22 protein-coding genes are annotated in these 26,170 nt (G+C 73.1%); 12 read left to right on the top strand and 10 right to left on the bottom strand.

Annotation, left to right across the window (positions count from 1 at the left end; genetic code table 11):
- Positions 1-19: 19 nt before the first annotated feature.
- Positions 20-1,036, bottom strand: a complete 1,017-nt coding sequence (locus WMF43_RS35975) for an isocitrate/isopropylmalate dehydrogenase family protein (protein ID WP_437671705.1) — start codon at positions 1,034-1,036, stop codon at positions 20-22.
- Positions 1,037-1,289: 253 nt separating this feature from the next.
- On the opposite strand from WMF43_RS35975, the gene WMF43_RS35970 reads away from it, so the two are divergent.
- From WMF43_RS35970 to WMF43_RS35955, 4 genes are all read left to right on the top strand, one after another.
- Positions 1,290-2,171 carry an OmpA family protein gene (locus WMF43_RS35970; RefSeq protein ID WP_437671703.1) on the top strand — a complete coding sequence of 294 codons (882 nt, stop codon included), beginning with the start codon at positions 1,290-1,292 and terminating at the stop codon, positions 2,169-2,171.
- 73 nt (positions 2,172-2,244) lie between these two features.
- The gene (locus WMF43_RS35965; protein ID WP_437671701.1) at positions 2,245-2,400 is read left to right on the top strand and encodes a hypothetical protein; all 156 of its coding nucleotides are present in this window, start codon (positions 2,245-2,247) and stop codon (positions 2,398-2,400) included.
- 69 nt (positions 2,401-2,469) lie between these two features.
- Positions 2,470-3,873: a selenium-binding protein SBP56-related protein gene (locus WMF43_RS35960; RefSeq protein ID WP_437671699.1), complete on the top strand. Its 1,404-nt coding sequence runs from the start codon at positions 2,470-2,472 to the stop codon at positions 3,871-3,873.
- A 7-nt stretch (positions 3,874-3,880) separates the two neighbouring features.
- Complete coding sequence (locus WMF43_RS35955) at positions 3,881-4,519, top strand: hypothetical protein (protein WP_437671697.1); 639 nt, start codon at positions 3,881-3,883, stop codon at positions 4,517-4,519.
- 122 nt (positions 4,520-4,641) lie between these two features.
- Here WMF43_RS35955 and WMF43_RS35950 read toward each other — a convergent pair whose 3' ends face one another.
- A complete protein-coding gene (locus WMF43_RS35950; protein WP_437671695.1) occupies positions 4,642-5,478 on the bottom strand; it encodes a helix-turn-helix domain-containing protein in 837 nt (278 codons plus the stop codon).
- Positions 5,479-5,548: 70 nt separating this feature from the next.
- Between WMF43_RS35950 and WMF43_RS35945 the strand changes: the two genes are divergently transcribed.
- Positions 5,549-6,331 carry a class I SAM-dependent methyltransferase gene (locus WMF43_RS35945; protein ID WP_437671693.1) on the top strand — a complete coding sequence of 261 codons (783 nt, stop codon included), beginning with the start codon at positions 5,549-5,551 and terminating at the stop codon, positions 6,329-6,331.
- A gap of 90 nt (positions 6,332-6,421) precedes the next feature.
- Here the strand turns inward: WMF43_RS35945 and WMF43_RS35940 are convergent, their stop codons facing one another.
- Together WMF43_RS35940 and WMF43_RS35935 are read right to left on the bottom strand one after the other, a co-directional pair.
- Positions 6,422-7,918, bottom strand: coding sequence for a hypothetical protein (locus WMF43_RS35940; protein WP_437671691.1), 1,497 nt, complete (start codon positions 7,916-7,918; stop codon positions 6,422-6,424).
- A 684-nt stretch (positions 7,919-8,602) separates the two neighbouring features.
- The gene (locus WMF43_RS35935) at positions 8,603-11,194 is read right to left on the bottom strand and encodes an alpha/beta fold hydrolase (RefSeq protein ID WP_437671689.1); all 2,592 of its coding nucleotides are present in this window, start codon (positions 11,192-11,194) and stop codon (positions 8,603-8,605) included.
- Between the two features lie 110 nt (positions 11,195-11,304).
- On the opposite strand from WMF43_RS35935, the gene WMF43_RS35930 reads away from it, so the two are divergent.
- From WMF43_RS35930 to WMF43_RS35920, 3 genes are all read left to right on the top strand, one after another.
- Positions 11,305-11,634, top strand: coding sequence for a transcriptional regulator (locus WMF43_RS35930; protein ID WP_437671687.1), 330 nt, complete (start codon positions 11,305-11,307; stop codon positions 11,632-11,634).
- A gap of 312 nt (positions 11,635-11,946) precedes the next feature.
- Positions 11,947-13,146, top strand: a complete 1,200-nt coding sequence (gene thrS, locus WMF43_RS35925) for a threonine--tRNA ligase (RefSeq protein ID WP_437671685.1) — start codon at positions 11,947-11,949, stop codon at positions 13,144-13,146.
- Positions 13,147-13,282: 136 nt separating this feature from the next.
- Positions 13,283-14,734: a cytochrome P450 gene (locus tag WMF43_RS35920; RefSeq protein ID WP_437671684.1), complete on the top strand. Its 1,452-nt coding sequence runs from the start codon at positions 13,283-13,285 to the stop codon at positions 14,732-14,734.
- 47 nt (positions 14,735-14,781) lie between these two features.
- Here the strand turns inward: WMF43_RS35920 and WMF43_RS35915 are convergent, their stop codons facing one another.
- On the bottom strand, positions 14,782-15,255 hold the full coding sequence (locus tag WMF43_RS35915) for a hypothetical protein (protein WP_437671682.1): 474 nt from the start codon (positions 15,253-15,255) through the stop codon (positions 14,782-14,784).
- Positions 15,256-16,011: 756 nt separating this feature from the next.
- On the opposite strand from WMF43_RS35915, the gene WMF43_RS35910 reads away from it, so the two are divergent.
- Positions 16,012-16,332, top strand: coding sequence for a hypothetical protein (locus WMF43_RS35910; RefSeq protein ID WP_437671680.1), 321 nt, complete (start codon positions 16,012-16,014; stop codon positions 16,330-16,332).
- A 63-nt stretch (positions 16,333-16,395) separates the two neighbouring features.
- Here the strand turns inward: WMF43_RS35910 and WMF43_RS35905 are convergent, their stop codons facing one another.
- On the bottom strand, positions 16,396-17,181 hold the full coding sequence (locus tag WMF43_RS35905) for a DUF481 domain-containing protein (RefSeq protein ID WP_437671679.1): 786 nt from the start codon (positions 17,179-17,181) through the stop codon (positions 16,396-16,398).
- A gap of 195 nt (positions 17,182-17,376) precedes the next feature.
- Here WMF43_RS35905 and WMF43_RS35900 point away from each other — a divergent pair, with 195 nt between their 5' ends.
- The 3 genes from WMF43_RS35900 to WMF43_RS35890 all read left to right on the top strand — a co-directional run bounded on the left by WMF43_RS35900 (position 17,377) and on the right by WMF43_RS35890 (position 20,926).
- Positions 17,377-18,708: an aminotransferase family protein gene (locus tag WMF43_RS35900; protein WP_437671677.1), complete on the top strand. Its 1,332-nt coding sequence runs from the start codon at positions 17,377-17,379 to the stop codon at positions 18,706-18,708.
- A gap of 76 nt (positions 18,709-18,784) precedes the next feature.
- Positions 18,785-19,795, top strand: coding sequence for a hypothetical protein (locus WMF43_RS35895; protein ID WP_437671676.1), 1,011 nt, complete (start codon positions 18,785-18,787; stop codon positions 19,793-19,795).
- Positions 19,796-20,110: 315 nt separating this feature from the next.
- A complete protein-coding gene (locus tag WMF43_RS35890) occupies positions 20,111-20,926 on the top strand; it encodes a Uma2 family endonuclease (RefSeq protein ID WP_437671674.1) in 816 nt (271 codons plus the stop codon).
- 32 nt (positions 20,927-20,958) lie between these two features.
- Here WMF43_RS35890 and WMF43_RS35885 read toward each other — a convergent pair whose 3' ends face one another.
- The 4 genes from WMF43_RS35885 to WMF43_RS35870 all read right to left on the bottom strand — a co-directional run bounded on the left by WMF43_RS35885 (position 20,959) and on the right by WMF43_RS35870 (position 26,121).
- The gene (locus tag WMF43_RS35885) at positions 20,959-21,996 is read right to left on the bottom strand and encodes a tetratricopeptide repeat protein (protein ID WP_437671672.1); all 1,038 of its coding nucleotides are present in this window, start codon (positions 21,994-21,996) and stop codon (positions 20,959-20,961) included.
- A complete protein-coding gene (locus WMF43_RS35880) occupies positions 21,987-23,546 on the bottom strand; it encodes a protein kinase domain-containing protein (RefSeq protein WP_437671670.1) in 1,560 nt (519 codons plus the stop codon). The genes WMF43_RS35885 and WMF43_RS35880 overlap by 10 nt, the downstream gene beginning before the upstream one ends.
- A gap of 155 nt (positions 23,547-23,701) precedes the next feature.
- A complete protein-coding gene (locus WMF43_RS35875; protein WP_437671668.1) occupies positions 23,702-24,394 on the bottom strand; it encodes a VTT domain-containing protein in 693 nt (230 codons plus the stop codon).
- A 191-nt stretch (positions 24,395-24,585) separates the two neighbouring features.
- Entirely contained in the window at positions 24,586-26,121 is a 1,536-nt protein-coding gene (locus tag WMF43_RS35870; RefSeq protein ID WP_437671666.1) for a deoxyribodipyrimidine photolyase, read from the bottom strand.
- Between the last annotated feature and the right edge of the window lie 49 nt (positions 26,122-26,170).

The raw sequence follows: 26,170 nt of genomic DNA, 5'->3' as shown, positions 1-26,170 counted from the left end.
AGGATCAGGATGCCCGGCGTCAGGCCTGCGCGCGAGGCCTTTCGATCGCGGCGCAGAGCGCCCGCGTGAAGTCGTCCGTGCTCGCCGCGCCGCCGAGATCGCGCGTGCGCACCTCGCCGGCGCGGTAGAGCTCGGTCAGCCCCTGCTCGATCCGGTCGCTCGCCTCGTGCTCGCCGAGGTGCCGCAGCATCATCACGGCGCTCTGCACGAGCGCCGTCGGGTTCGCGTAGCCCTTGCCCGCGATGTCCGGCGCGGACCCGTGCACCGCCTCGAAGACCGCCGCCTCGTCGCCGATGTTCGCGCCCGGCACGATGCCGAGCCCGCCGACGAGGCCCGCGCCGAGATCCGAGAGGATGTCGCCGTAGAGGTTCTCCGTCACGATCACGCCGAGCTTGTTCGGATCGCGGACCATCGTCATGGCCGCCGCGTCGACGATCATCTCGCCGAGCTGGACCTCGGGGTGCCGCGCGGCGACGCGGCGCGCGCAGTCGAGCGCGAGGCCGTCGGAGAGCTTCATGATGTTGGCCTTGTGGACGATCGTCACCTTGCTCCGGCCGTGCCGCTTCGCGTACTGGAACGCGAACTCGGCGATGCGCGTCGAGCTGCGCTCCGTCGTGAGCTTGATGCTCTGGGCCACGCCGGGCAGGATCATGAGCTCGAGCCCCGCGTAGAGCCCCTCGGTGTTCTCGCGCACGATGACCATGTCGACGTCGAACCGCGGCTCCACGCCGGGCAGGCTGCGGATCGGCCGCACGTTCGCGTAGAGGTCGAGCGTCTGGCGGAGCGTCACGTTGACCGAGCGGAACCCGCCGCCGATGGGGGTGGTCACCGGGCCCTTCAGGGCGATCCGGTTCTTCCGCACGGCGTCGATCACGGGCAGGGGGAGCGGCGAGCCGGTCAGCTTCGCGACCTCGATCCCCGCGTGGTGGATCTCCCAGTCGACGGCGACGCCGGCGGCGGAGACCACGTCCTGCGTCGCCTTCACGACCTCCGGACCGATGCCGTCGCCGGGGATCAGGGTGATGCGATAGGCCATAGGTGTCCCGACAGTAAGTGCGAATGCCGGAACGCTGGTCAAGCGAAACGCGCCGCGCGCGAAACGCGCCGCGCGGCGCGCGCAGGGGGGCAGGTGGGGGCGGGTGATCGATGCGGCCTTTTACAACCGCGCGCGACCTCGCTAGGGTACGCCCCCGCACGGCCTGACGGGCCGCGTCATCCGGAGCCGGCGGTGGGCCGCGCCCACCTGGACTCCGGCCATGTTCACCAACTAGGAGTGGAGGAGCGTGCTCATGCACCTTCGTGTCTTGAAAGGTCGCAGCCTCGCTTTCGCGGCCTTCCTGCCTGCCGTGATCGCGTCGTTCTCGCTGGGGTGCGGTTACTCCGAGGAGGAATGGAAGGCCCAGCTCGACAAGTACAACCGCCTTCAGGACCAGCAGAAGTCCACGGAGAGCCGCCTCGCCGAGACCCAGAGGGCGCTCGAGGTGGAGCAGGCGAAGGTCGCGGAGCTGACGAAGCAGCTCGAGGCGGCCGGCGTCGACATCAGCAAGCTGAACGAGAACCTCCAGGCGACGAGCTCCCAGGTGTCGCAGCTGAGCTCGACGCTCGAGGAGCGGGAGAAGGCGCTCGCCGAGTACAAGGCGCGGGCCCGCCAGCTGGAGCAGATCAAGGCGCGCTTCGAGACGCTCAAGAAGAAGCTCGACGAGCTCACGAAGCTCGGCCTGGCGGTGAACATCCGGCGCAACCGCATGGTCATCTCGCTGCCGGGCGACGTCCTCTTCGACTCCGGGCGCGAGACGCTCAAGAAGGAGGGCAAGGAGATCCTCGTCAAGGTGGCGGCGGTCATCCGGAACGATCAGTCGCTGCTCCAGCGCGACTATCAGGTCGCCGGTCACACCGACAACAAGCCGCTCCAGGGCGGCCCGTTCCGCGACAACTGGGGCCTGTCGCTGATGCGCGCGCGCGAGGTGCTCCTGTTCCTGGTCAGCCCGGCCGACGTCAAGGGCGGCGGGGGCGCGCTCCCGGTCGCGCACTGGAGCGCCGCGGGCTTCGCGGACACCGATCCGGTCGCCAAGAACGACGACGACGTGGGCCGGCAGAAGAACCGCCGGTGCGATCTCATCGTCGTCCCGAGCGTCGAGGAGATGCTCGACCTCAAGGCGATCACGCAGTAGCCGCTGCGCGTAGATCGCCGCGCGCCGCGCGCCGCGCGCCGCCCGCTCCGGCGGCGGCGCGCGCGCTCGGCAGGTGGCCTCTCGTCCCGAGGATCTCACCCGCGAGCGCGCGGACGAGGACGCGGACATGGACGACACCGAGGAGGACCTCATGACCTTCGCTCTGCTCCAGGATACGCGGCGCCCCGTGCTCTCCAGCTGTAGCTGTCGCGCCGGCACGGCGCGCTGAACCGGGCGGCGCCGCCCGAGCGACGTGCTCCGTCGGCGCGGCCCAGAGCCCGAAAAGGAGACGCACATCATGCGCTTTCGTCCGGATCCGACCTTCTACCCGTCACCCCGCCTGGCGATGGAGGCCCCGCCCGAGCGGCTGGCCTACGTGACCGCGTTCGACGCGGGCGCCGCGCTGAAGCGAAAGGGCGAGCTCCGCCATGACGCGCTCACGGTCGTCGACCTCGATCCCAGGTCGGCCGCGTACGGCACCCTCGCCTCGATCAACGAGCTGCCGACCTACGGCGACGAGCTGCACCATTCCGGCTGGAACGCGTGCAGCGCCGCCCTGTGCCCCTACGCGCCGCACCCGCACGTGGAGCGCCGCTACCTCCTGCTCCCGGCGCTCCGCTCGTCGAACATCTTCGTCTTCGACGTCAAGCGGGACCCGCGCCGCCCCGAGCTCGTCCACACGGTGCGGGCCGAGGAGATCGCGAAGCGCGCCGGGTACTCGCGCCCGCACACGCTGCACTGCGGCCCCGACGGCATCTACGTGAGCGCGCTCGGCAACCCCGAGGGCGAGGGGCCGGGGGGCATCTTCGTGCTCGATTGCGAGAGCTTCGACGTGCTGGGCCGCTGGGAGATCGACCGCGGGCCGCAGCACCTCCACTACGATTTCTGGTGGCACCTCGGCCACGACACCCTGCTCACGAGCGAGTGGGGGACGCCGAAGATGATCGAGGACGGCGTGAACCCGGAGCTCCTGCTCGCCGGGAAATACGGCCACCGGGTCCACGTCTGGGATCTCCGGAAGCGCAAGCACCTCAAGGCGCTGGATCTCGGCGCCGAGCAGCAGATGGCGCTGGAGCTCCGCCCCGCCCACGATCCGACCAAGGCCTACGGCTTCGTCGGCGTGGTCGTGAGCCTGAAGGACCTCTCCGCCTCGATCTGGCTCTGGCACCGCGACGGCGAGACGTGGGCGATCCGCAAGGTGATCGAGATCCCGGCCGAGCCGGCCGACCCCGATCTCCTGCCGCCGCTGCTCAAGGGCTTCAAGGCGGTGCCGCCGCTCGTCACGGACATCAACCTCTCCCTCGACGATCGGTTCCTCTACGTGTCCTGCTGGGGCACCGGCGAGCTCCGCCAGTACGACGTGTCCGACCCGTTCCACCCGAAGCTGACCGGCTCGGTGCACCTCGGCGGGATCGTCCGCAGGACCGCGCACGGCCGCTCCGGGCCGCTGCGCGGCGGGCCGCAGATGGTCGAGGTGAGCCGCGACGGGCGGCGCGTCTACTTCACGAACTCGCTCTACGCGTCCTGGGACGAGCAGTTCTATCCGGAGGGCGTCGGCGGCTGGATGGCGAAGGTGAACGTCGAGCCCGGCGGCGGCCTCGCGGTCGACCCCGACTTCTTCGTCGATTACGGCCCCTTGCGCCCCCACCAGGTGAGGCTCGAGGGCGGCGACGCGTCCTCCGACTCGTTCTGCTACCCGTGAGCCGGCCATGACGCCCTGGCTGACGCTGGCGCTCCTCGGCGCCTATCACGGCATCAACCCCGGCATGGGCTGGCTGTTCGCGGTCGCCCTCGGCCTGCAGGAGAAGAGCGGCCGCGCGGTGCGGCGGGCGCTCCTCCCGATCGCGGTGGGCCACGCGCTGTCCATCGGGCTCACGGTGGCGCTGCTCGGGCTCGGCCTCACGAGCCTCCCGGCCGGGGTCCTCCGCGCGATCACGGCGATCGCGCTCGTCGCGTTCGGCGTGCTCAAGCTCGTGCGGCCGCGCCACCCGCGGTGGGTCGGCATGCGCGTGGGCTTCCGCGACCTGACCTGGTGGTCCTTCCTGATGGCCACCGCGCACGGCGCGGGGCTCATGCTGCTCCCGGTCTTCCTGCTCGGCGCCGACAACCCGGCGCCGTGCCACGGCGGCGGGTGCCACAACGCGGCGGGCCTGTCGCTGACGAGCCTCCCGGGCTACCTCGCGGCCATCCTCGTGCACACGGCCGCCATGCTGGCGGCGTCCGCGGCGGTCGCGCTCGTCGTCTACCACAAGCTCGGCGTCGCGATCCTCCGCACGGCGTGGCTCAACCTCGACCGGGTCTGGGCCGTCGCGCTCATCGGCGCGGGGCTCATCGCCATCCTGCTCTGACGGGGCGCGGCGGCGCTCCCCGCCGGCTGTCGGCGCGCGGCGGCGCTCCCCGCCGGCTGTCGGCGCGTGGTGCGCGCGGGCCGTCGCTCGGTCGGTCGCGTCACGCGTCGACAGCCGGCGCGTCACGCGTCGACAGCCGGGCCGGGCCGGGCCGCCTTGCGGAACCCGCTCGGCGTCTGCCCCGTGACGGCGCGGAACGCGGCGGCGAACGCGCCGAGGCTCTGGAAGCCGACGTCGAGCGCGACCTGCGTGACGCTGGCGTCCGAGCTCGAGAGCAGATCCACGGCCCGGAGCACGCGCGCCCGCGTGACGAAGGCGCGCCACGTCATCCCCGTCTCCTCGCGGAACCGCCGCCGGAGCGTCCGCTCGGTCGCCCCGGCGAACGCCGCGGCCCGCGAGAGCTCGGCGCTCGAGACGTCCTCCAGCGCGCACGCGATCGCCCGCTGCACCGGCTGCGTCCTGCCGCGGGGCAGCCGGTACGTGGCGCCGCGATCGAGGAGCGGCCCGACGATGTCCGCCATCGCCGAGAAGAACGTGTTGGCGGCGGCGTCGTCCGGACCCCGCGCGACCGGCCAGCGCCGCGCGTGCAGCACCATCTCGCGCAGGAGGGCGGGCACCTCGAAGATCCTGACGGCCGGGAGAGGGTAGGGGAACGTCGAGGGATCGAAGTAGATCGAGACGATCGACGCGTCGCGACGGGCCATCGCGTGCCGCTCGCCCGCGGGGATGAGCGCGGCGCGCTGCGGCGGGAGCAGGAAAGAGGCCTCCGCGACGTCGAGGCGCGCCGTCCCGGTCATCGGACAGAGCAGCTGGTGCCGCGCGTGCGTGTGCCAGGCGTAGGCGGCCCCGGGCAGCTCGTCCTCGTAGGCGAAGGTGCGCGCGCGCGCCTGATCGAGCCCGAGCCGCGCGAGGCGGTCGGCGGTCTGCGCCGCGGTCAAGAAGCGGGCTTTGCTGGACATGGCCTCTCGGCGGCGATCTTTGTCCGGTCGTCGGCAGCCGTCCAGCCTGGGCCCGTCCACCCTCGTCCGCATGATGGAAGCCAACCAGCCGACCCACGATCTGTTGATCCAGGAGCAGTTCACCCGCCAGGCCAGGCCGTTCGCCGAGGTCCGGGCCCACTCGGCGGAGTCCGCGATGGAGCTCTTGCTCGACGCGCTCGCGCCGGCGCCGGACGACGTGGTCCTCGACGTCGCGTGCGGGCCGGGGATCGTCGCCTGCGCGCTCTCGCCGCGCGTGGCGAGCGTGCGGGGGCTCGACATCGTCCCCGCGATGCTGGACGAGGCGCGGAAGCGGCAGGCGAAGCTCGGCGCCGCCAACATCTCCTGGGAGCTCGGCGACGCGAGCCGCTTGCCCTATCCGGACGAGAGCTACAGCCTCGTCACGACCCGCTACAGCTTTCACCACCTGCTCGAGCCGCTCGCGACCCTGCGCGAGATGGCGCGCGTCTGCGCGAAGGGCGGCCGGGTCGCCGTGATCGACGTGACGCCCGCCGAGGACAAGCGGGACGCCTACGATCGCGCCGAGAAGATCCGCGATCCGTCGCACGCGCGCGCGCTCACCGAGCGCGAGCTCACCGCCCTGTTCGACGCGGCCGGGCTCGAGATCCAGAAGGTCGTGCGGCACGGGCTCGAGGTGGAGCTCGAGGCCTCGCTCCGCGCGTCCTTCCCGGAGCCCGGCGGGGCGGACCGGCTCCGGGCCCTCTACCGCGCCGACGTCGGCGTCGACGCGCTCGGCGTCGGCGCGCGCGACGTGGGGGGCGAGATCCACTTCGCCTATCCGATCGCCATCGTCGTGGGCCGCAAGCGCGGTTGACGCGAGGGGGCGAGCGCGGCCTGCTCCGCCGAGGTGGGCCGGCCGGCCCGGGCCGTCGAGGCGAGGGGCGGGCCGGCGCCGATCAGCCCATCACGGGGGCGGCGCGGCCGGGCAGGAGGGGTCGGTCGTCACCTCGACGTCGTCGACGTGCAAGGTCTCGCCGCCGAGCAGATCGTCGCAGCGGCCGTCGGCCGAGATCTTGAAGGAGAGGTGCTGGGGCCTGCCCGCGGTGAGCGGATCCAGGCAGACCGTCTGCTGCGTCCAGGCGTCGCTCTCCGGAAGGGGAGCGCCGGGTGTGGAGGAGGCGGTCGCCGCGCTCAGGTTGCTGGTGCGGTACCAGAACTTGAGCGCCGGCCCGTCGGTCCCCCGGGGCACGGGCACCGTGAACACCGTGGACGCCGAGGGTTCCCGGCACGGGTGCCGCACGGACAGCGACAGCGAGACTCCGCCGGTGTGCGCGGCGGCGGCGTCGACGGTGAGCCTGGCGATGCTGCTCGACGGCTCGTCCTCGCTGAGGACCCATGTCGGCGCCAGCGTCGCGCTGCGCAGGACGTTCTCGAAGCCGGGGTCGAAGAGCAGCACGTCTTCAGGGCAACCGGCGTCGGAGACGAAGCCCACGTCGTCGAACACGAAGTCTCTGCGGTTCTCGTCCGTGCACATCTGGCTGTTCCGGTTCCGGTACGTGAACTGGAGCGTGTGCGCCATGCCGAGGGCCCACGGGGGCAAGCAGAGGTGCGAGACCCGCTCCTCGCCATCACCCGTCAGGGTGGTCACGGGGAACGCGCCCAGCGCCACGTGGACGGCGGCGCCCGGGGTGCCCCGGCTCCAGATGCGCAGCGCAGGGTTCGGCAAGTCCGCGGGCGAGGGCGCCGAGATCATGCCCCTGAGCGATGGATTCTGGCAGAACAACGTGGTGCGGAGATGCCCGCCGCGGCCGGCGTTCCTGCCCGCGCCGTCCTTGATCTCGGAGATGCCCTGCTCCGGGGTCGCCGTCCAGCCGGCGTCGCCTTCCTCGAAGTCGCCGTTCAGCACCTGACCCGGCGGCGGACACTCTTTCATCCGGTCCGGCTGGACCGCGATGTCGTCGAACGCCAGCGTATAACCCTGCCCGGTCGCCTCGTCGCACAGGGGCGGCCTCCGGAGAGGCCCGAGCAGCAGCTCCAGCGGGCCGCCGTAGGCGCGCGCGCCCAGGCACACGCGATGCGAGCTCCACGTCGACGACGGCATGACCTCGATGTTGCTGAGGCCGCCGTTGATCCGCACCCCGATCCCGGGGGGGCCGAGGCAATCCAGCATGGACTCGCAGCCGATGCGCGCGGCGAACGTGAGGAGGAACGGCTCGGCGCACGCGGCGTCCGGCATCGTGAACGACTGGGCGAAGCCGGCCATCCCGCACACCGCGTCCGCGTCGATGAGCCCGGCGCCCGGGTTGCCGTTGCCCTCCGCCTCGGGAGAGATGAGCGCGGCGCCGGTCGCCGTCCAGGCATCCGGGCTCTGGAACGAGGGGTCCTGCGGGCCCCCTGCCCAGACGCACGCGCCGTCCACCACGGCGTAGCCATCGCTGCAGGTGCAGCCCAGGACACACACGTTGTCCGCGCAGTGGAGGTCGCCGTCGCACTGGCCATCAGGGCCGCACGGACAACCTTGCTCGCCGGAGGGGCAATCCGCGCCACCCGCGCCGCCCGCGCCGCCCGCCGCGCTCTCGGCGCCGCCTTCGCCCGCGCCGCCCTCGCCCTCGCCGCCCGCGCCTCCGGCGCTCTCGGCGCCCTCGGCGCTCCCGGCGCCGCCTTCGCCCGCGCCCCCGGCGCTCGCGTCGCTCGCGGCTGCGGCCGGGACGCTCGCGTCGCGGTCGGAGCAGGCGCTCGCGAGCGCGCAGAATGCGACCCATCCGAAGCATGTTAATGCGCGTGTCGACGCGGCCATCAAATCACGTTAGCGGGCGAGGCTTGTCGCGGCAAGGCTGAGTCCTTGTTTCAACAAGGCACCAAAATAAGGAGATCTCTCAAGTGATGTCGGGCGAAACCGGATACGTCGACGTCCGCGCGCGGAGCTCGAGATCTCGTGAGAGAGCTCAACCCTCGTGGCGTGAGCGCGGCTCCCCGAAAGGCCCGTGAACGGCGAGCCGAAGGTCCTTCGCCGGGGGGGCGAGCGGCGGAGTTCGCCTCAGGGGCTCCGCGGCGCGCCGGTCGGGCGCTCGCGGCGCCCGCGGGCGGCGGTCGCGGTGGCCCGAGGAGGGCGCGCGTCACCTGCGCGAGGTGAGGAGCGCGCGCGTCACCTGCGCGAGGCGGCCCCGGCGCCGCCGCGCTCCGTGGACGGCACCAGGCTCGAGACGGCGCTCCCTGCGGTGGCCACGCCGAGGAGCGACCGCAGCTCGGCGAAGAGCGGCCGCGGGTCGCCCACGAAGGGGAGGTGGTCGTCGCCCGGCAGCTCGACGTAACGCGCGCCGGGGATGCGGCCGGCGAGGTCGCGCCCGGCCGCGGCGGGCACCGCCCGGTCGCCGGCGCGGTGCAGCACCAGCGCCGGCGCGCTCACCCGGCCGAGCGCGGGCCGGAGGTCGAGCGCCGCGTGGGCCCTCAGCATGCGCGCCGCCCCGCTCGGGCTCGCGCCGAGGCGCAGGTACGCGGCCCAGAAGCGCCGGAACGCGCCGTCCTCCGCCGCCGAGGGCGCGAGGCGGTCGAGGAAGAGCGGCTCGCCCCACCCGCTCCGCAGCGCGCGCTCGGCCTCGTCGGCGGCCTCGCCGGTGAGGCCGAAGAGGCAGCCGGGCCAGGCCGACATCTGCGCCGCGGCGCCGATCGCCACGAGCGCGCGCGCCCGCTCCGGGTGCGCGGCCGCGAGCAGCGCGCACGGCGCGAACCCGGCGCCGACGCCGACCAGCGCCGCGCGCTCCACGCCCGCCGCGTCCAGCACCGCGCGCAGGTCCTCCGCCTGCTGCTCGGCCGGCGCCCCGGCGCCCTCCCGCTCGCTCATCCCGGTGCCGCGCTGGTCGAGCACGACGAGCCGCGCCCACGCGCCGAGCTCGGCGAAGAACTGCGACGTGAGCGCCTGCTCCCACGCGGCCTCCACGTGCGTCACCCACCCCTGGACCAGCACCAGGTCCACCGGCCCGCCGCCGGCGACCTTGTAGGCCAGGCTCGCGTCGTCGCTCGTCGCGAACCGGGTCTCGGCCGCGGAGGTCGTCGCGTAGGCGCGCCGGGCGGCGCCCGTCGTGCTGGGCGCGCCGCTCGCGTCCGTCGCGCCGCTCGCGCGCCGCCCGGCCTCGAGGCCCCGCCGCATCGCCTCGGCGATCTGCGCGTAGGCGCCCGACCACGCCCGCGCGGCGGCGGGCCCCCACGCGTCGCCCTCGAGCTCCTCGAGCGCCTCGAGCAGCGCGCGGCCCACGGCGTCGAAGTGCTCGGGCAGCGCGTCGTAGCCCGCGTGGCGGTGGCCGAGCGCCTCGAGCATCTCGATCAGCTTGTCGGGCGCGCGCAGGTTGTCGACGACGAGCTGCAGCGTCGCCGCGAGCTTCATCCGCTGCTCGCGCATGTCCGGCGGGAACAGGCCCCGCAGCGCCGGCTCCCGCGCGAAGAGCCGCTCGTAGAAGCGCGCGACGAGCGCCTCGGCGCGCGGCGCGAGGCGATCGAACGACGCGCGCACGACGTCCACGTCCGCCTCCGGCGCCCCCGACGACGCCGGCCCGGCGCGCACGATCTGGAAGGCGCGGCAGAGCGCCTCGGTCTCCTCGAGCGCGGCCTGCACCTCCTCGGCCGACGCGAAGCGCGCCTCCGGCGCGCGCTGGACGCACCGGTCGATGATGTCCGCGAGCATCTCGGGCACCTCCGGGCAGATCGCGCGCAGCGGCGGCAGCGTCCGCGCCGTCACCCAGCTGGCGATGGCGTGCACGTCGAGCCCCGCGTGCGGCAGCCGCCCCGCGCAGAGCTCGTAGAGGACCAGGCCGAGCGCGTAGACGTCGGAGTGGGGCGTGGCCGCGGTGCCGGCCCAGAGCTCCGGCGCGAGGTAGAGCGGCGTGCCCATCACCATGGCGCCGTCGGTCAGGTTGACGGAGGAGGTCGCGCCGAACGCGTCGGGCGTGACCGCGATCGCGGTCGTCCTCGCGGACGCGTCCGCCGGGAAGCTGGGCGGGGAGCCGAGCGCGCCGTGGCGGTCCGCCGCCGCGCGCCGGCCCGGGTCGGCGGCGGCGCCGGGCTCGTCGATGAGCTTGGCGAGCCCGAAGTCGAGCAGCTTCACCTCGCCGCTCGCGGCGATCATCACGTTCGCCGGCTTGATGTCGCGGTGGAGGACGCCCCGCCGGTGCGCCGCCGCGAGCCCGCGCGCGAGGCCGAGCGCGATGCGCAGCGCGGTCGCCCACGGGACCGGCTTCGGGAGCTGCTCGAGCGGCTCGCCCTCGACGAGCTCGTAGGCGATGTACGGCCGCCCGCGCACCGCGCCGACCCGGAAGACGGCGACCACGTTGGGGTGCTGGAGGCGCGCGATCGCGCGGGCCTCGACGCGCAGCCGCTCCAGCGTCCGCGGGTCGGGCTTGTCCGCCGCGACGAACTTGAGCGCGACGGGCCGGTCGAGGACCTCGTCGTGCCCGAGGTACACCTGCCCCATGCCCCCGCGGCCGAGCGGCCGGATCACCCGGAAGTCGTCGAAGGCGTCCGGCGGCGACCAGGAGCTCGCGGGCGGCGGCTCGGAGTGGCCGGGGTGGGTGACGGTGGCGAGGGGGAGCGGCGCGCCGACGTCGCTATCGCGCGGGCGGTCGGCGATCAGGGCGCGGCAGTCGGCGCAGCCGTCCACGTGCCCGCGGAGGCTCGCCGCGGTGTCGTGCGGGAGCTGGCCCTCGAGCCAGGCGGCGAGGGCGTCTTCGGACGGGCACGGGCTCATGCGCGGCGGTTCTCCGGACGGCATTGTCCGTGCGCGCAGCGGGCAGCGCAATGCCCGCGCGGGATCCGCCGCTGGTCCGCCGCGCCCAGGATGTCACGCTGTGGGAACGTATGAGCCACCCGAAGCCGCCTCCCAGCCCGGCGCCTCGCTCCGAGACGGTGCGACAGGCGCTCCTCGAGGAGCTCCGCCGGACGTCCGCGACGGCGTGGGAGCTCTCCGCCCGCCTCGGGATGCGCGAGCGCGACGTGACGCCGCACCTCGAGCACCTCGCGCGCTCGCTGCGCGCCCGCGGCGAGCGGCTCTCGATCGCGCCGGCGCGCTGCCTGCGCTGCGGCTATGCGTTCGACGAGCGGCGCTCGTTCACGAAGCCGAGCCGCTGCCCCGAGTGCCGGGGCGAGCGCATCGACGCGCCGCGTTTCCGGGTCGACGCCGGCGCGTGAAGCCGGCGGCGCGCCGGCAGACCGACGCCGGCGGCGCACCGGCAGACCGACGCCGGCGGCGCGCTCGCGGGCGGGCGCCGGCGGCTGAAGTCTGTGGCGCGCTTGACGAGCTCGCCGCCTGGTCCTACAACACGGCTCGTGAGCGCCAAGTTCACCGCGACCACGACGACGACGACCCGCACCGGCGGGCCTGGTCTCGTGTGCGTGCGGTGAACTGACGAACACGCGAGAGACCAAGCCCCGCCGGTATCCGGACGGGGCCCGTCGCGTGCAGCGCTCCGTCCGGCCGGCCACAGCCTGACGGAGACTGCCATGCTCGACGAAGACGATCATCGTTATCTGGGCCAGCGCCTCGACCTCTTTCACCTTCAGGAGGAGGCGCCAGGCATGGTGTTCTGGCACCCGCGCGGGTTCACCTTGTACCGCCTCCTGGAGGAGGCGGTCCGGCGCCAGATGGTGCGCGACGGCTACCGCGAGGTCCGCACACCGCAGATCCTGCGACAGGCGATCTGGAAGGCCAGCGGCCACTGGGACAGCTTCTCCTCGAACATGTTCCGGCTCGCCGAGGACGAGCACGCCGCCGCCGTCAAGCCGGTGAGCTGCCCGGGCCACATGCAGCTCGTCTCGCGCATGGTGCCCTCGTACCGGGATCTGCCGCTGCGCATCGGCGAGTTCGGCCTCGTGCACCGGGACGAGCCGAGCGGCACATTGCACGGCCTCTTCCGGCTCCGGCAGTTCACCCAGGACGACGGCCACATCTTCTGCCTCGAGGAGCAGATCGAGGGCGAGGTCGTGCGCTTCGCGAGCGCGCTCCGCGACTTCTATGCCGGCTTCGGCTTCCAGGAGATGATCGTCGGCTTCTCGACACGCCCGGAAGGCCGGGTCGGGAGCGACGCCGTGTGGGATCGGGCGGAGGCGGCGCTCTCCGCGGCGGCGCGCAGCGCGGGGCTCGACTGCCGGATGCAGCCCGGGGAGGGGGCCTTTTACGGGCCCAAGCTCGAGTTCGTGCTGCGCGACCGGCTCGGGAGGCAATGGCAATGCGGGACCATCCAGCTCGATCTCGTGCTGCCGGAGCGCTTCGACATCACCTATGTCGACTCGTCCGGGGCGCGCCGGCGCCCGGCCATGCTCCACCGCGCCCTGTTCGGCAGCGTGGAGCGCTTTTTGGGCATCCTGCTCGAGCATTACCGGGGCGCGCTGCCGCCCTGGCTCTCGCCGGAGCAGGTCGTCGTCGTGCCGGTGACCGACGCACAAAGACCTTATGCCGAGGAGATCCTGCAGCTACTCCGGCAGAAGGGCGTGCGCGCGATCCTCGACGCGGGGGACGACAGCCTCTCGCGGAAGATCGCGATCGCGCACGAGGCCGCGATCCCGCTCGTCGCGATCGCCGGCAAGCGCGAGGTCGAGCGCCGCGCCGTCGCGCTCCGGGAGCGCGACGGCGGGCACCAGCGCGAGCTCCCGCTCGAGGAGGCCGTCGCCGAGGTGGCGCGGAGGTGTGCTCCGCACGCCTGAGCGCCGGCGATTGCTGGGATACTGCGCCGGGGAACCGATCGCCGACGCGCGTGTCGGACGGGTTCCCCGGCCTCCTCGCCGCCTCGCGGCCGGGGGCACGGAGACGACCCTTCCCACCCCTCCACGGAGCAGCGCGATGAACCCTCTGCCGCCCGGGCCGGAATCGTTCGGCCTCATCGACTTCCTTCACTCCGGGTTCATCTCGGCCGAGCCGTTGTTCAAGCGGCTCGCGGCCGAGCATGGTCCCACGTTCCGCGTGAAGACGCTGAATGGCCCGCTCACCATCACGGAGGATCCGGAGGTGGTCCGCGCGGTGTACACGGCCGATCCGGACGACTTCGACGTCTGGGGAGCGCAGCTGACCGAGCCGATCTTCGGCGCGACCTCGATCGTGGTCACGGCGGGCGCCCGGCACCGGCGCGACCGGCGGCTCTTGACGCCGCCGTTCAACGCCGGCGCGATGCGGGCTTACGGCAAGGAGATCGCGGAGATCAGCCTCGACGTGGCGTCGCGGTGGCGGCCGGGCCGCTCGTTCTCGATGCTCGCGGCGACCCAGTCGATCGCGCTCGACGTGATCATCCGCGTCGTCTTCGGCGTGCGGGACGAGGCGCGCGTCGGCAGGACGCGCGAGGCCGTGCTCCGGCTCATCGACTCGATGAGCTCGAGTTACCTCCTGATCCCGGCCCTTCGCCGCGATTTCGGCGGCTTCGGCCCCTGGGCGCGCAACCAGCGTGCGGCCAAGGCGCTCGAGGCGCTGCTCGTCGAGGAGATCCAGCGGCGGCGCGGCGCCGGGGACACGTCGCAGGACATCCTCGGCCTGATGATGAGCGCCCGTTATGACGACGGCGGGGCGATGAGCGAGATCGAGATCGCCGATCAGCTCCGGGCGCTCCTCTTCGCGGGCCACGAGACGACGGCCGTGGCGCTCGCGTGGGCGATGTACTGGCTGCACCGCGAGCCGGCCGTGCTCGCGCGCGTCCGGGGCGAGATCGACGACCTCGGCCCGGCGCCCGAGCCCGACGCCCTCGCGGCGCTCCCGTACCTGGAAGCGGTGTGTCTGGAGACGCTCCGCATCTGTCCGCCGGTGGTCGACACCGGCCGCGTGGTCAAGCGGCCGTTCGATGTGAAGGGCTACACGATCCCGGCCGGCGAGGCGATCGCCGCCTCCCCGCTGCTGGTGCATCGCCGCGAGGACATCTACCCGTCGCCCGAGCGATTCCGCCCTTCCCGCTTCCTCGACCGGAAGTTCTCTCCCTTCGAGTTCATCGCCTTCGGCGGCGGCGCGCGCCGGTGCCTGGGCGCGGCGTTCGCGATGTACGAGATGAAGGTCATCCTCGGCACGTTCCTCGGGAGGTATACACTCCGGCTCGAGAGCCCGGCCCCTCTCCGGCACGTGCGCCGGGGCGTCACCATGGGGCCTAGCGGGCGTGTGCCGATGATCCTGGAGGAGGAGCGGCAGCGGCGGGCGGCGGACACGGACAGCCGCGCTGCCGCGGACGGGCCCGGCGATGCGGCCCCGGAGGCGCATGGAGCGGGGGCGGCGCCGGAGGCGGCCGCGGCGGCGAGGTGCCCTTTCGGCTCCGCCTGACCGCGGCAGCCCTGGCTCCCGGCGCGGGGAGGCTTCGTGTCGTCACGTCACGGCGCGGCCCCGGCGACGCGGCGCACGCGCTCGACGTGGGGGTTCGACGGGAAGCGCGCGAGGAAGTCCTGCGCGCGGGCGCGCGCGTCCCCGCCGCTCCCGCGGCGCAGGAGCGCGTCGATGGCGATGATCTCCCGCTCCGCGGCGAGCGCGCCGGCCGGGAACTCGGCCTGGTGCTCGTCGAGCACCGAGAGCGGCGCCTCCGGCGATCGCGCCAGGATCGCCCTGATCTCCGCGAGGCGCCCGGCCTCCCGCAGCAGCGCATCGCGCTCGATCGCGGCGGTGTCGGGCCGCTCCGCACGTGAAGCTCGCTCCCAGCGGGGGGCGGGCGCGGCCGGCCCGATCGCCGGGGCGTCGGGCACCGTCGCGCCCAGCGCAGGATCGCTGCACCCCGCGAGCGCGATGAGGAGCGTTGCCGCGAGGGCGCTCGCGATTGAGCGCTCGCGTGATGAATCGTGGATGCGTTGCATGTCGCCGGACTCCTTGCATCGATCCGAAATCGATGGATCTCCGTCACGCTGGCTCGATCCGCATCGCGCCCACCATCGTCGCCGCCAGTGCTGCGATGGCGGCACGGCACGGCGAACGAATTCGGACTGCGATGCGTGCTCCTGGCACGACAGGATCGAGGCCAGTCTCCCTGGCGGACAGCTGTATAGTAAAATTCGAATCCTGCTTCGTCAAGACAGCCACCATGGAATTCGCAGGAAATCGACGTTGGTGGCCACGCGCGAGCGGTAATTCGGTCGTATCTGCCTGAAATCTGCGAGGATTTCGGTGTGTGACAGAGGCATGCATTCCGCCGCCGTGTCGTGTTTTGCCACGCAGAGATCGCGCGATAGCCGCCTCAACACGGAGGGCTACTCGTGGGAATCTCCGGCGAGGAGCCGGCTTCCTGCCGAGGTTTCGGCGTGGAAACGCGGACGACGTCTCGCAGAAAACAGCGTTTCATGGTGTCGAGATGAGGTGTTGACGAGAGGCGTCGATGAAGGAGCGGTGTCCACGATCGGCCGCCCCTGGCCGCGCGCCGCTGGTCGACGCGGCGGAGGAGCGGCGTGGACGCGCGCCGCGTCGGGTCCGCGATCGCACGGCGATCGCGCGGAAGGTGTCGTCGGCCGAGCGGACCCGGCGCGTCCGCGCTGGTGAGGGCAGGGCCCGCTTGTGATCCAGGGGAACGGCTCCAGGATGTCCTTCGAGACCCACTGGAAGACGAGGAGAGCCAAGCCATGCTGCAGAAACCGATCGAAGGCGCGTGTTTCCTGTGCGAGGCCAGCGCGGCGCGCTGGAATGATCCGGCGGCCGCGGAGGATCCGGCCAAGGCGGGCCACGAGAACGAGGCGCTCGCGCGGCGGATCGACGAGCTGAAGAGCGGGCGGTCGACGCCCGAGGAGCTGCGCTCGCACCTGCTTCAGATGTGCGCGATGTGCCAGAAGGTGCTGATGGATGTGGGGGAGGGTGCGACGAGGGAAGACATCGTCTCCCGGCTGGAGTACCGCGTCGCGCGCCTGCGGGACGTGGCGAGCGCGGAGGGGGGGGCCGCGAGCTGACGCGGCCGCGCGCCGGGGCGAGGCGCGCCGGCGGCGCACGGGCCGCCGCCGGCGCGGGGCGGCTCAGAAGCTCAGCTGGAGCGCGCTCTTGAGCGTCGCGTCCAGCGGGAGCACGCCCGCCGGCGGCTGGGCGTCGTAGGCCGAGCTCAGCGACATCTTGACCGAGACGTGCTTCGTCACGGCCGCGAGCAGCGAGCTCTCGCTGAGGACGCGCACGTCCCCGGCGCGGTCGAGCCGCGGCTGGAGATAGAACGTGTTGCCGAGCGTGAGGTGCGGCGTGACCGACGTCGCGAGGACGAGGTACGTCGACAGCCGGGCGTCGAACACCTCGTCGCCCGCGTCCGGCTCGGCGCCCGACGAGAGCCGCTCGTGCTCGAGCAGGAGCGCGAGGCCGAGGGCCGCCTCGAACCCGGGGATCGGCGCCACGCGGAGCCGCGGCCCGGCGCCGGCCAGCGCCCGCAGCGCGAGCCGCCGGAACGCGTCGCGGTCGTGCTGCAGGAACACCTCCGCTTCGAGCGGGCCCTTGACGGACAGGCGGTAGCGGAGGTGCTCGAGGTCCTTGTTCACGATCGGATCGCCGGCCTCCTGGGAGAACTCGGCGCGCGCCATGAGGAACACCTGGTGCCGGCCGGCGCGGTATCCCGCGGTGGCGCTGCCGCCGAGCGCGAGCAGGCGCGTGTTGCCGGTCCGGACGTCGGCCGAGCCGTCGACGGTGACGGAGAGCCCCTCCTTGCCTCCGTTCGCGGCGACGAGCGGGTGGACGTTCACGATCTGGGCGCTGGCCGGCGAGGTGACGAGCTCGAGCGCGACAGCGAGCCAGGGTAAGACGAGGTGATAAGGACGGACCACGACCGCCCTTCTTAGAGTATCTGGCGCCGCGGCGCGAGCGCGACGGCGCCGTCCCGACTTCACGACGGCGACGGCGAGGCACGCGACGGGACCGGGCTCCAGCGCGCGGGCGGGCGGGCGATGCAGGGGAAATGTCGTGCGAGGGGGGCGGATCACCCTCTACCCTGAGCACCTCCTCGAACCGCAAAGGTGGCCATGAGCGACGACATCATCGAGCTGACCACGAGACACACCTACGGCACGTGGCGCGCCCAGCGCGGCTGGAAGCCGATCCACGTCACCCGCGCGGAGGGCTGCGCCTTCTGGGACGCGTCCGGCAAGCGCTACCTGGACATGTCCTCCCAGCTCATCTGCTCGAACCTCGGCCACCAGAACCAGGCCGTGATCGACGCGATCTGCGCCCAGGCGCGGCAGCTCGCGTACATCAGCCCGGCGCACACGTGCGAGGTCCGGGCGCGGGCGGCGCAGAAGCTGCTCGAGGTGATGCCGAAGGGGCTCGACAAGTTCTTCTTCGCGACCTCGGGCACGGAGGCGAACGAGGCGGCGTTCAAGATGGCGCGGCTCTACACGGGCAAACACAAGATCATCGCGCGCTACACGTCGTACCACGGCTCCACGGCCGGATCGGTCGCCGCGACCGGCGACTTCCGGCGCTGGTTCATCGAGCCGACCGGCAAGATCCCGGGCGTGGTGTTCGGGCCGGAGGTGAACTGCTACCGGTGTCCGCTCGGCCGGAGCTACCCCGAGTGCGGCGTCGCGTGCGCCGACTACCTGGCCTACATGATCGACCACGAGGAGAACGTCGCGGCGGTGATCGTCGAGCCGATCGTGGGCACGAACGGCGTCCTCATCCCGCCGCCCGAGTACATGCCGAGGATCGCGGAGGTCGCCAAGAAGCGCGGCGTGCTCCTCATCGCGGACGAGGTGATGAGCGGCTGGGGCCGGACGGGAAAGTGGTTTGCGGTCGATCACTGGGGCGTGGTCCCGGACATCCTGACCACCGCGAAGGGCGTGACCAACGCGGCCGCGCCGCTCGGCGTCGTGGCGACCTCCCGGGCGATCGCCGACTTCTTCGACGACAACATGTTCGCCCACGGCCACACCTACGAGGCCCACCCCCTCACCCTCGCCCCGGTGATCGCGGCGATCGACGAGTATCGCCGCCTGGACCTCCTGAACCGCTCGACGGCGATGGGGGCGCTCGTGGGCGAGAAGCTCCGCGCCCTCAAGGAGAAGCACCCGTCGATCGGCGACGTGCGCGGCATGGGCCTGTTCTGGGCGGTGGAGCTCGTGAAGGACCGCGCGACGAAGGAGCCGTTCAACGTCCCGCAGGACAAGGCGGCGCGGCGACCCCTCGTGGTCGACGCGGTGGTCGCGGAGGCGGCGAAGCGCGGGGTGTCCATCATGGGGTGGGTGAGCCACCTGCTCGTGGCGCCGCCGCTCATCATCAGCGAGGCCGAGATCGACGAGGGGATCGCCGCGCTCGACGCGGCGCTCGACGTGGCGGATCAGCGGCTCACGGCCTGAGGCGCGGCGGCGCCGCGACGCCGACTCAGCGCCTGTTCCCGCTTGCGCGGCGCGCCCCCGATGCAATTCTCGGCGCATGAATCGAGCCCTCGCGATCGCAGCTGTCCTGAGCCTGTCGGGTGCCCCGGCGTGCTCCTCCAAGGTCCGTGAGTTCGCCTCCAATGGCGGCGGCGAGGGCGGCGGCGCCAGCGGCGGGCAAGGCAGCGGCGGCGGCGGGGCCGAGACCAGCAGCGTGAGCAGCGGCGAAGGCGGGGGCGGGCAGGGCGGCGGCGGCGAAGACGGCGGGGGCGGGCAGGGCGGCGGTGGGAGAGGCGGCGGGGATGGTGGCGGCGGCGGGCAGGGCGGAGGTGCCCAGGCGGCCGGCATCTACGTGAGCACCTGGAGCGCGCTCTACCGCTTCGACCTGAAGGCGGCGTCGCTCGTGCGCGTGGGGCCGTTCGACTGCATCGGCGACCGCGACGGGGCGTCGGTCACGGACATCGCCATCACCGGCGACGGCAAGATGGTCGGCGTGGGCAGCAGCTCAGGGTATCCCTACCAGCTGCTCTCGATCGACCCGGCGAGCGGCGCGTGCACCTTCATCGGCGCCGTCGGCGAGGACATCTACCCGTCGTCCCTCGGGGTCGTCCCGGCCGGCGTGCTCGATCCCGCGCGCGAGACCCTGGTCGCGCTGGTCGAGAAATCAGGGGGCGGCTACTCGACGCAGTACGCCAGCCTCGACCCGAGCACCGGGCGGGCGACGGCCCTCGTGAACCTGAACCCCTACATCTCGGGATCGTCCGCCGACCTCGTCGTGGCGGCCGACACGAAGCAGCTCTACGCCATCAGCCAGCCGGGCAACCAGCCGGAGGGCGCCCCCGACCACCTGGTCGAGCTCGATCCCGCCTCCGGTCAGGTGATCCTCGATCTGGGGAGCACGGGCATCGACAGCTTCGGCGGGCTCGCCTACTGGGAAGGGCAGCTCTACGGGTTCACGAGCCGCGGGACCATCTATGGGATCGACCGCGCGACCGCCCAGGTCACGGAGGTGCCCATCGCCAGCGCGCCCGAGGCCAACCTGATCTTCTCGGGCGCCGCCGCCTTCTGAGGCGGTGTTGTGGTGCCGTTGGTTGTCGTGGTGTTGTGGTGTTGTTGATTGTGTAGAGGATCATCGGGGCAGCGCGCCGGCCCTGCGGACTCTGGCGCACGCCTCGACGGGCGTGCACGGCAGGGGCGCTCACCCGAACAGCGGCTGTGACGTGTTGGCGCATTGCGAGGTGGTCGCACATTCCGTTTGCAGATCGCCTTGCAGGCGTGATCCAAGCGGCGGCGGGCCAGGGGGGCTGCGGCTCAGGCGACTGCGGGTCTGCGGAGCGCCCCGGGCATGGACCGGGGCTGCATGGGCCGTGCTATGCTCCCAGGCATGAATGCGCTGCCCAACCGTCCTCCCCGGAACACGGGGCCGATCGAGCTGCGAGACTTCGGTCCGACCGGCCGCCGGCTGGGCACGGCCGACGACTGCTACGACGGCAGCCCGTGGGAGCTGCATCGCGGGGAGCTGGTGGAGCAGATGGGGAGCAAGGACATCCACGGCATCGTGATGGCGATCCTCGCCGCGCTCTTCCGCACGCATGCGCGCGAGGGGCTCACGGTGATGACGGACGTCTACTGCGATCTCACCGACCCGGCGGGGCCGTCGCTGCGGGCGCCGGACGTGGTGCTCGTGGGCGATCTCGCGTCGCCGCGGAACGACGCCTACCGGGGCACGCCGGTGCTGGCCGTGGAGATCCGGGGCACGCAGTCGAAGCGTTACCTCGACGAGAAGGTGAAGCTCTACCTGGAGCACGACTGGCCGTCGGTGTGGATCGCGCACGCGGAGCGGCGAGAGCTCGAGGTGCTGCGGCCGGGGACGGCGCCGGTCACCTACCGGCCGGGCGCGGAGGTGCCGCTCCTGCCGGAGCTGGGCAAACACGGCCTCGGCGCGGTGCCCGTCGCGGCGCTGTTCGAGGAGCGCGACGCGTCGCGGTTCACGGACGAGTGGGTGCAGGCGCGCACGCAGGCGCACACGCAGGCGCGCGCGGTCCTCGCGGTGCTGTCGGCCCGGGGGCTCGCCATCCCGGAGGCGGTGCGCGCGCGGGTGCTCGCGTGCGAGGCGCCGGCGGCGCTGGAGCGCTGGCTGGCCAGCGCGGCGACGGCGGCGAGCGCCGAGGCATTCGCCGCGGCGGTGGATCGGGGCTGAGCCGGCGGGCGTCGCCAGCCCGGGGGAGGAGCTCAGAACCGGCTGCGCAGCACCGCGCCGCCGCCGCCCGGCAGGATCGCGGGCGTGAGGGCGACGGAGGTGCCCTGCTCCGGGGCCGTCAGGAGCAGCACCAGGCCGGCGCCGATGCCGGCGAGGCCGACGGCGCCGAGCACGGTGCCCGTGGTGGTGAGCGTCTGACCGCGCGCCTTGAGGTCCATGCCCTCTGGGCTGCATGCGCCGGGGTCCTTGCACTCGTCCTCGAGGTCACCCTTCGTGCCGAGGGCAAGCGCCCCTGCGATGAGGCTCCCGCCCAGCGCCGCGGCGCCGACGCCGCCGACCACGAACGCCAGCGTTCGCCGTCCGCTGGAGGCGGGCGCCGGCGCGGGCCCGGCCTCCTGAGCGAGCGCGGGCGAGGCGGCCGGCGGTGCCTTGGCGTTGGCGTCGGCCGCAAGGGGTGACGGGGCATCGCCGGACGGCGAAGCGGCCGGCGGCTCGAGGCGCACGACCTTGCGCGCAGCCTCCGGGAGCGACGCGCGCGCCTCGGTTTGCCCGCCGCCGACCCACCTCGCGACGATCACGTGATCCCCAGGATCGACCGGCAACTCGCCGCCGAGGCTCGTTGGCGTGAGCGGCGTCTGGTCGAGGAGAACCTCCGAGGGCGACGGCGCGCCCTGGGCAAGCTCGAGCACGAGCTTCGGCAGGCGCGGCTCGAGGTCCGTGACCTCCTTCTGAGCAATGGGCAAACGAGGGTCGCCGGGAGGCAGCTGCGTGAGCAACTCCTTGAAGTGCTGCGATGCGCTGGCGACCCGCCCGAGCTTGGCCTCACACTGCGCCAGGTTGAAGAGCGTGCCGCGCGCCGGAAACGTGGTCTGGCTCCGGCGGAAGAGCGGAATCGCACGGGCGCAATCCCCCGCCTCCACCGCCGCGCGACCCTCCTCGAAGAGCGCCTGCGCCTGGGCCTTCGGGGTCGTGGTCTGCGCGAGCGCCGCCTGGCTGATCGCGCAGACCAGGGCGAGTGAAACCACGCAGCGGGTCGCGGCAGGAACTCTTGCTTGCCTCATCAATCCCATCTCTTCCCTGGATCCGTGGACTTCGTCGGTGGTGGTGCCGGCTTCGGTGAGGACGCGGGGCCTGCGGGCGGCTTCGGCCTCTCCGACGTCGGCCTCGGCAGAGGCGCTGGAGGCCTGGTGCTGGCGCTCGCCGAGGCGCTCACGAGGGCGCTCGCCGAGGGCGGCGGGGTGGGCTCAGGCGGGACGGGCGCGGTATGCGTGGGGGTGACGGTGGGCGACGGCTCGTCCGGCTTTGGCGCGTCGGCGGCGGCAGTCACGGGCTCGGGCGCCGCGTTCGAGGCCGCGAGAGCGCTGCCGTCCACGGGCCCGCTCGCCGACAGCCGCCACGCGATGGCGACCCCGGTCAGGACGAGCGCGCCGGCGACCCCGGCGAGCAGCGCCACGCGGCTCCGCGGCACGCGGGCCCGCGTGGTGTTGCCCCAGGACGCGTGGGGCAACGTGGCATGGGCCACCCCGGCCGCCTCGCCGCCGGGCGACGACGGCGCGCCTGGACGATCCGGCATGGGGGCGGTCGCCGCCTCGGGGGCTCCTGGCCACGAAGGGGAGGGCGCGCTGGGCACGCGCGGCGCCCCGGCGGGCGCGCCCGGGCCCGGCGGCGAGCCGGCGGGCGAGGCGACCTCCGGCAGGAGCCGGTCGATGCTCTCGAACGAGAGCCTCCCGCGCTGCGTCGCGAACGGCGCGAGCACACGCGCGATCTCGGTCACGCTCTGGACGCGGGCGGCCGGGTCCTTCACGAGGCACCGGCTCACGAGCGCCCCGACGGCCGGCGGCAGGTCCGGGCGCAACGTCAGGAGAGGGGTCGGCGTATCCATCATGATCGCCGCCGTGACCGAGGTGATGCTGTCCCCCTCGAACGGGTGCCGCCCCGTGAGCATGCGATACAGGATCACGCCGAGCGCCCAGAGATCCGTGCGCACATGCGCGTATTTCAGGCTGCGGATCTGCTCGGGCGACATGTAATGGATGGAGCCCATGATGAGGCCCGTCGCCGTCAGGCTCGCCTCCTTGACGGAGTCGCCGGTGGCGATGAACTTGGACAGGCCGAAGTCGAGCACCTTGAGGAGAGGGGTCCCGTCGGGGCGGCGCGTGAGGAAGAGGTTCTTCGGCTTGAGATCGCGGTGGATGATGCCGCGCGCGTGGGCCTCGGCGAGCGCCTCGCAGGCCTGGAGGAGGTAGTCGGCGGCCTCGGTGAGCGGCAGGGTGCCGCGCGCCTGGAGCACCTGGCCGAGATCCTCGCCGGTCAGGTACTCCAGCACCATGTAGGCCGCGCCCGTGTCCAGCGTGCCGACGTCGAGGACACGCGCGACGTGCTGGCCGTCGAGGGCGGCTGCGGCGCGGGCCTCGCGGAGGAAGCGGGCGCCGGCGTCGGGCAGCGCGGCGGCCTCCGGGAGGAGGAACTTGACCGCGACGCGGCGCTCCAGGACGAGGTGCCAGGCCGCGAGGACCACGCCCATGCCGCCCGCGCCGAGCACGCGCTCGATACGGTACTTGCCCGCGAGGACGTCGCCGGGAACGGGGACGCCAGCGGGGACGGCGGGCGGCTGCTGCATGGTGGGAGGAGAGCGTAGCTGGGGGGTGGTGCGGAGTACAAGAGGCGGGCGGTTCGCCGGCCCTCTCCGTCGCCAGCGTCACGCCGCGCTCCGCGGAACCCGCCCGCGCGGCCGGCGCCGCCGCCGCGCTCCGACGCCTCGCCGGCAGCGGCCGACTACGGCCCCGTCTCGAGCTCCGTCGCGGGCTTCTTCTGCTGCAGCCTGTGCTTGATGGCCCCGTAAAGGACCGGCGCCACCGACACGAAGATGATGAGGTAGACGACCCGCTCGATCTGCTTCGCGTTGAAGACCTTGCCCAGGAAGTACCCGAGGAAGGTCATCGAGAAGATCCAGAGCACGGCGCCCACGACATTGAACATCGCGAAGCGCCGGTACTGCATCTGCCCCACCCCGGCCACGACCGGCGCGAACGTCCGGGCGAACGGCATGAAGCGCGCGAGGATGATCGTCTTGCCGCCGTGCTTCTCGTAGAAGCGCTGCGTCGCGATCAGGTGGTCTTTGCGGAACAGCAGCGACTGCTCGCGCGTGAAGATCCTCGGCCCGGCGCGCCGCCCGATCGTGAAGCCCACGGCGTCGCCGACGATCGCCATCACCATCAGCGTGACGTTCATCAGGAGGAGGTTCTCGAAGTTCGTGAGCCCGAGCGGGTTGATGAGCCCCGCGTTGACGAGCACCCCGGCCGTGACGAGCAGCGAGTCCCCCGGCAGGAAGAACCCAACGAGCAGCCCCGTCTCGGCGAAGATGATGATCATCAGGACGGGGTAGCCGCCCCACTGGAGGAGCGACTCGAGCTCCCGCAGCCTGCTGAAAAATTCACGGAGGAGATCCACGCCCGCTCGATAGCTCACCTCGGCGGCCGCGTCGAACCCCGCGTGCGCCCCCGCGCCGCGCCGCCGCCCCCGACGCGTGAGGCCGTCCACCACGGCCGGGACCGGACGACGACGCTGGACGGCCGCCGGCGGACGGCGCGGCGCGCGGCGGGCGCCGCGCGCTGCGCGCCGCGCGCGGCGGACCATGACACGCCGGTGTCGACGGCGTTTCACCGCCCATACCGCGCCAGATACTCCTTGAGATGCAGCTTGCGCGCCGTGTTCTCGGACGACATGTACCGCACCGTGCCGAATATCTGCCGCTCCGGGCCCCAGGCCCGATCGTAGCGGCCGAGCACCCAGAAGATACCCGAGTAGGAGTTGGGATCGCGGCCGTCGAGCGCATAGCGGTTGTTGAGCTCCACCATCGCCGCGAGCGCCTCGCGCGGCGTCCTCGACCACTCCAGGATCTTCTTGCCCCAGAGCATCCGCAGGTAGTTGTGGATGCGCCCCTCGCGGAGGAGCTCGACCTGCGACGCGTTCCAGATCCGATCGTAGGTCGCGCCGGCCGCGAGCGCCTCGATCGGGTAGACGCGCGGGCGCGCGTCGCGCTCGTGCTTCGCGAGCGTCGCGAGCGCCCAGTCCGGCAGCGAGTCGTACTCGGTCGGATCGCGCTTCCACGCGGGCCGGGGCCCGTCGCCCTCGGTCGCCCCCAGCGCGAAGGCGTTGAACCCGAGCTCCCGCCACGTGACGAGCTGCTCCAGGAACGCCTCGGCCGAGGGGCTCATCCCCCAGAAACCCTCGCGGCTGCCGCTCGGCCTCTTCTCGCCGCCCGCGGGGCCTCCGCCGCGGCCGAGCCGGCCGGGGCGGAGGCCCTCGCGGCGCGCGACCGCGGCGAAGACCTCGTGCGCGCCGAGGTGGCCGAAGTGCAGGTACGGCGACAGGCCGCTCGCCGCGCCCGCGTCGGGGTGATCGCGCTCCTCCAGGTAGCGCGGTAGCCGGTCCGCGATGAAGCGCGAGAGCCGCTCGCCGGCCGCCTCCGGGCCGCCACGGCAGGGCGCCGGCGGGACCGCGTGATCGATGGGCAGCGCCGAGAGCGCGGCCGGGTCGCCCCCGAGCAGCGCCGGCGAGGCCGCGGGCCACCTCCGCGCGATCGCGCGGGGGAGGGGCGGCGCCGGCCGGAGCTCCGCCTCCTTCAGCGGATCGACCGCCGGCGGCGCGCCGAGGTGCTCGGCGATCACCCGCTGCCAGAAGATGCGGAAGGAGCGCGCCGTCGTGAACACCCGATCGGCCGCGCGCATCGGCAAGAGGCCGTTCGAGTCCACCTGCTCGAGCCGCACCGGCACCTGCCGCGCCGCCGAGGCGACCATGCGCGGGAGGAAGAAGCACGGGAAGTCGTCCGTCACGAGCACGCACGCCCGCGCCGCGAGCGCGCCGAGCAGCCCCTTTCCGGCGCCCTCGGCGGGCTCGACATAGGGGTGGTACAGGACGCCCGCCGCCGCGAACCGGCGCGCGTTGTCCGCCATGCCGTCGATCACGAACCGGTGCAGCCTGTCGCTCGCCCAGCGGTAGCCGCACCGGAGCGCCTCGAGCACCACGAGCGGCCGATCGAGCGCCGTCGCCCACGCGACCGCGCGCTCCAGCCCGAAATTGTGGCGTGTCCGACGGCTCGCGATCATCCAGTAGAGGACGTGATCGCCGCCCTCGCGCACGGGCATGGCGTTGCGGGTGCGGATCCGAAGCTCGGGGACGCTGCTCGCGATCACGTCGGCTCTCTCCTCCTGCGCGCGCTCGGCGCGCCCCCGCCGGACTAGC

It is taken from the genome of Sorangium sp. So ce131 (assembly GCF_051519095.1).
Taxonomy (GTDB): domain Bacteria; phylum Myxococcota_A; class Polyangia; order Polyangiales; family Polyangiaceae; genus Sorangium.
The sequence above is the reverse complement of the archived record's forward strand: the minus strand, read 5'-3'. Positions and strand labels throughout refer to the sequence as shown.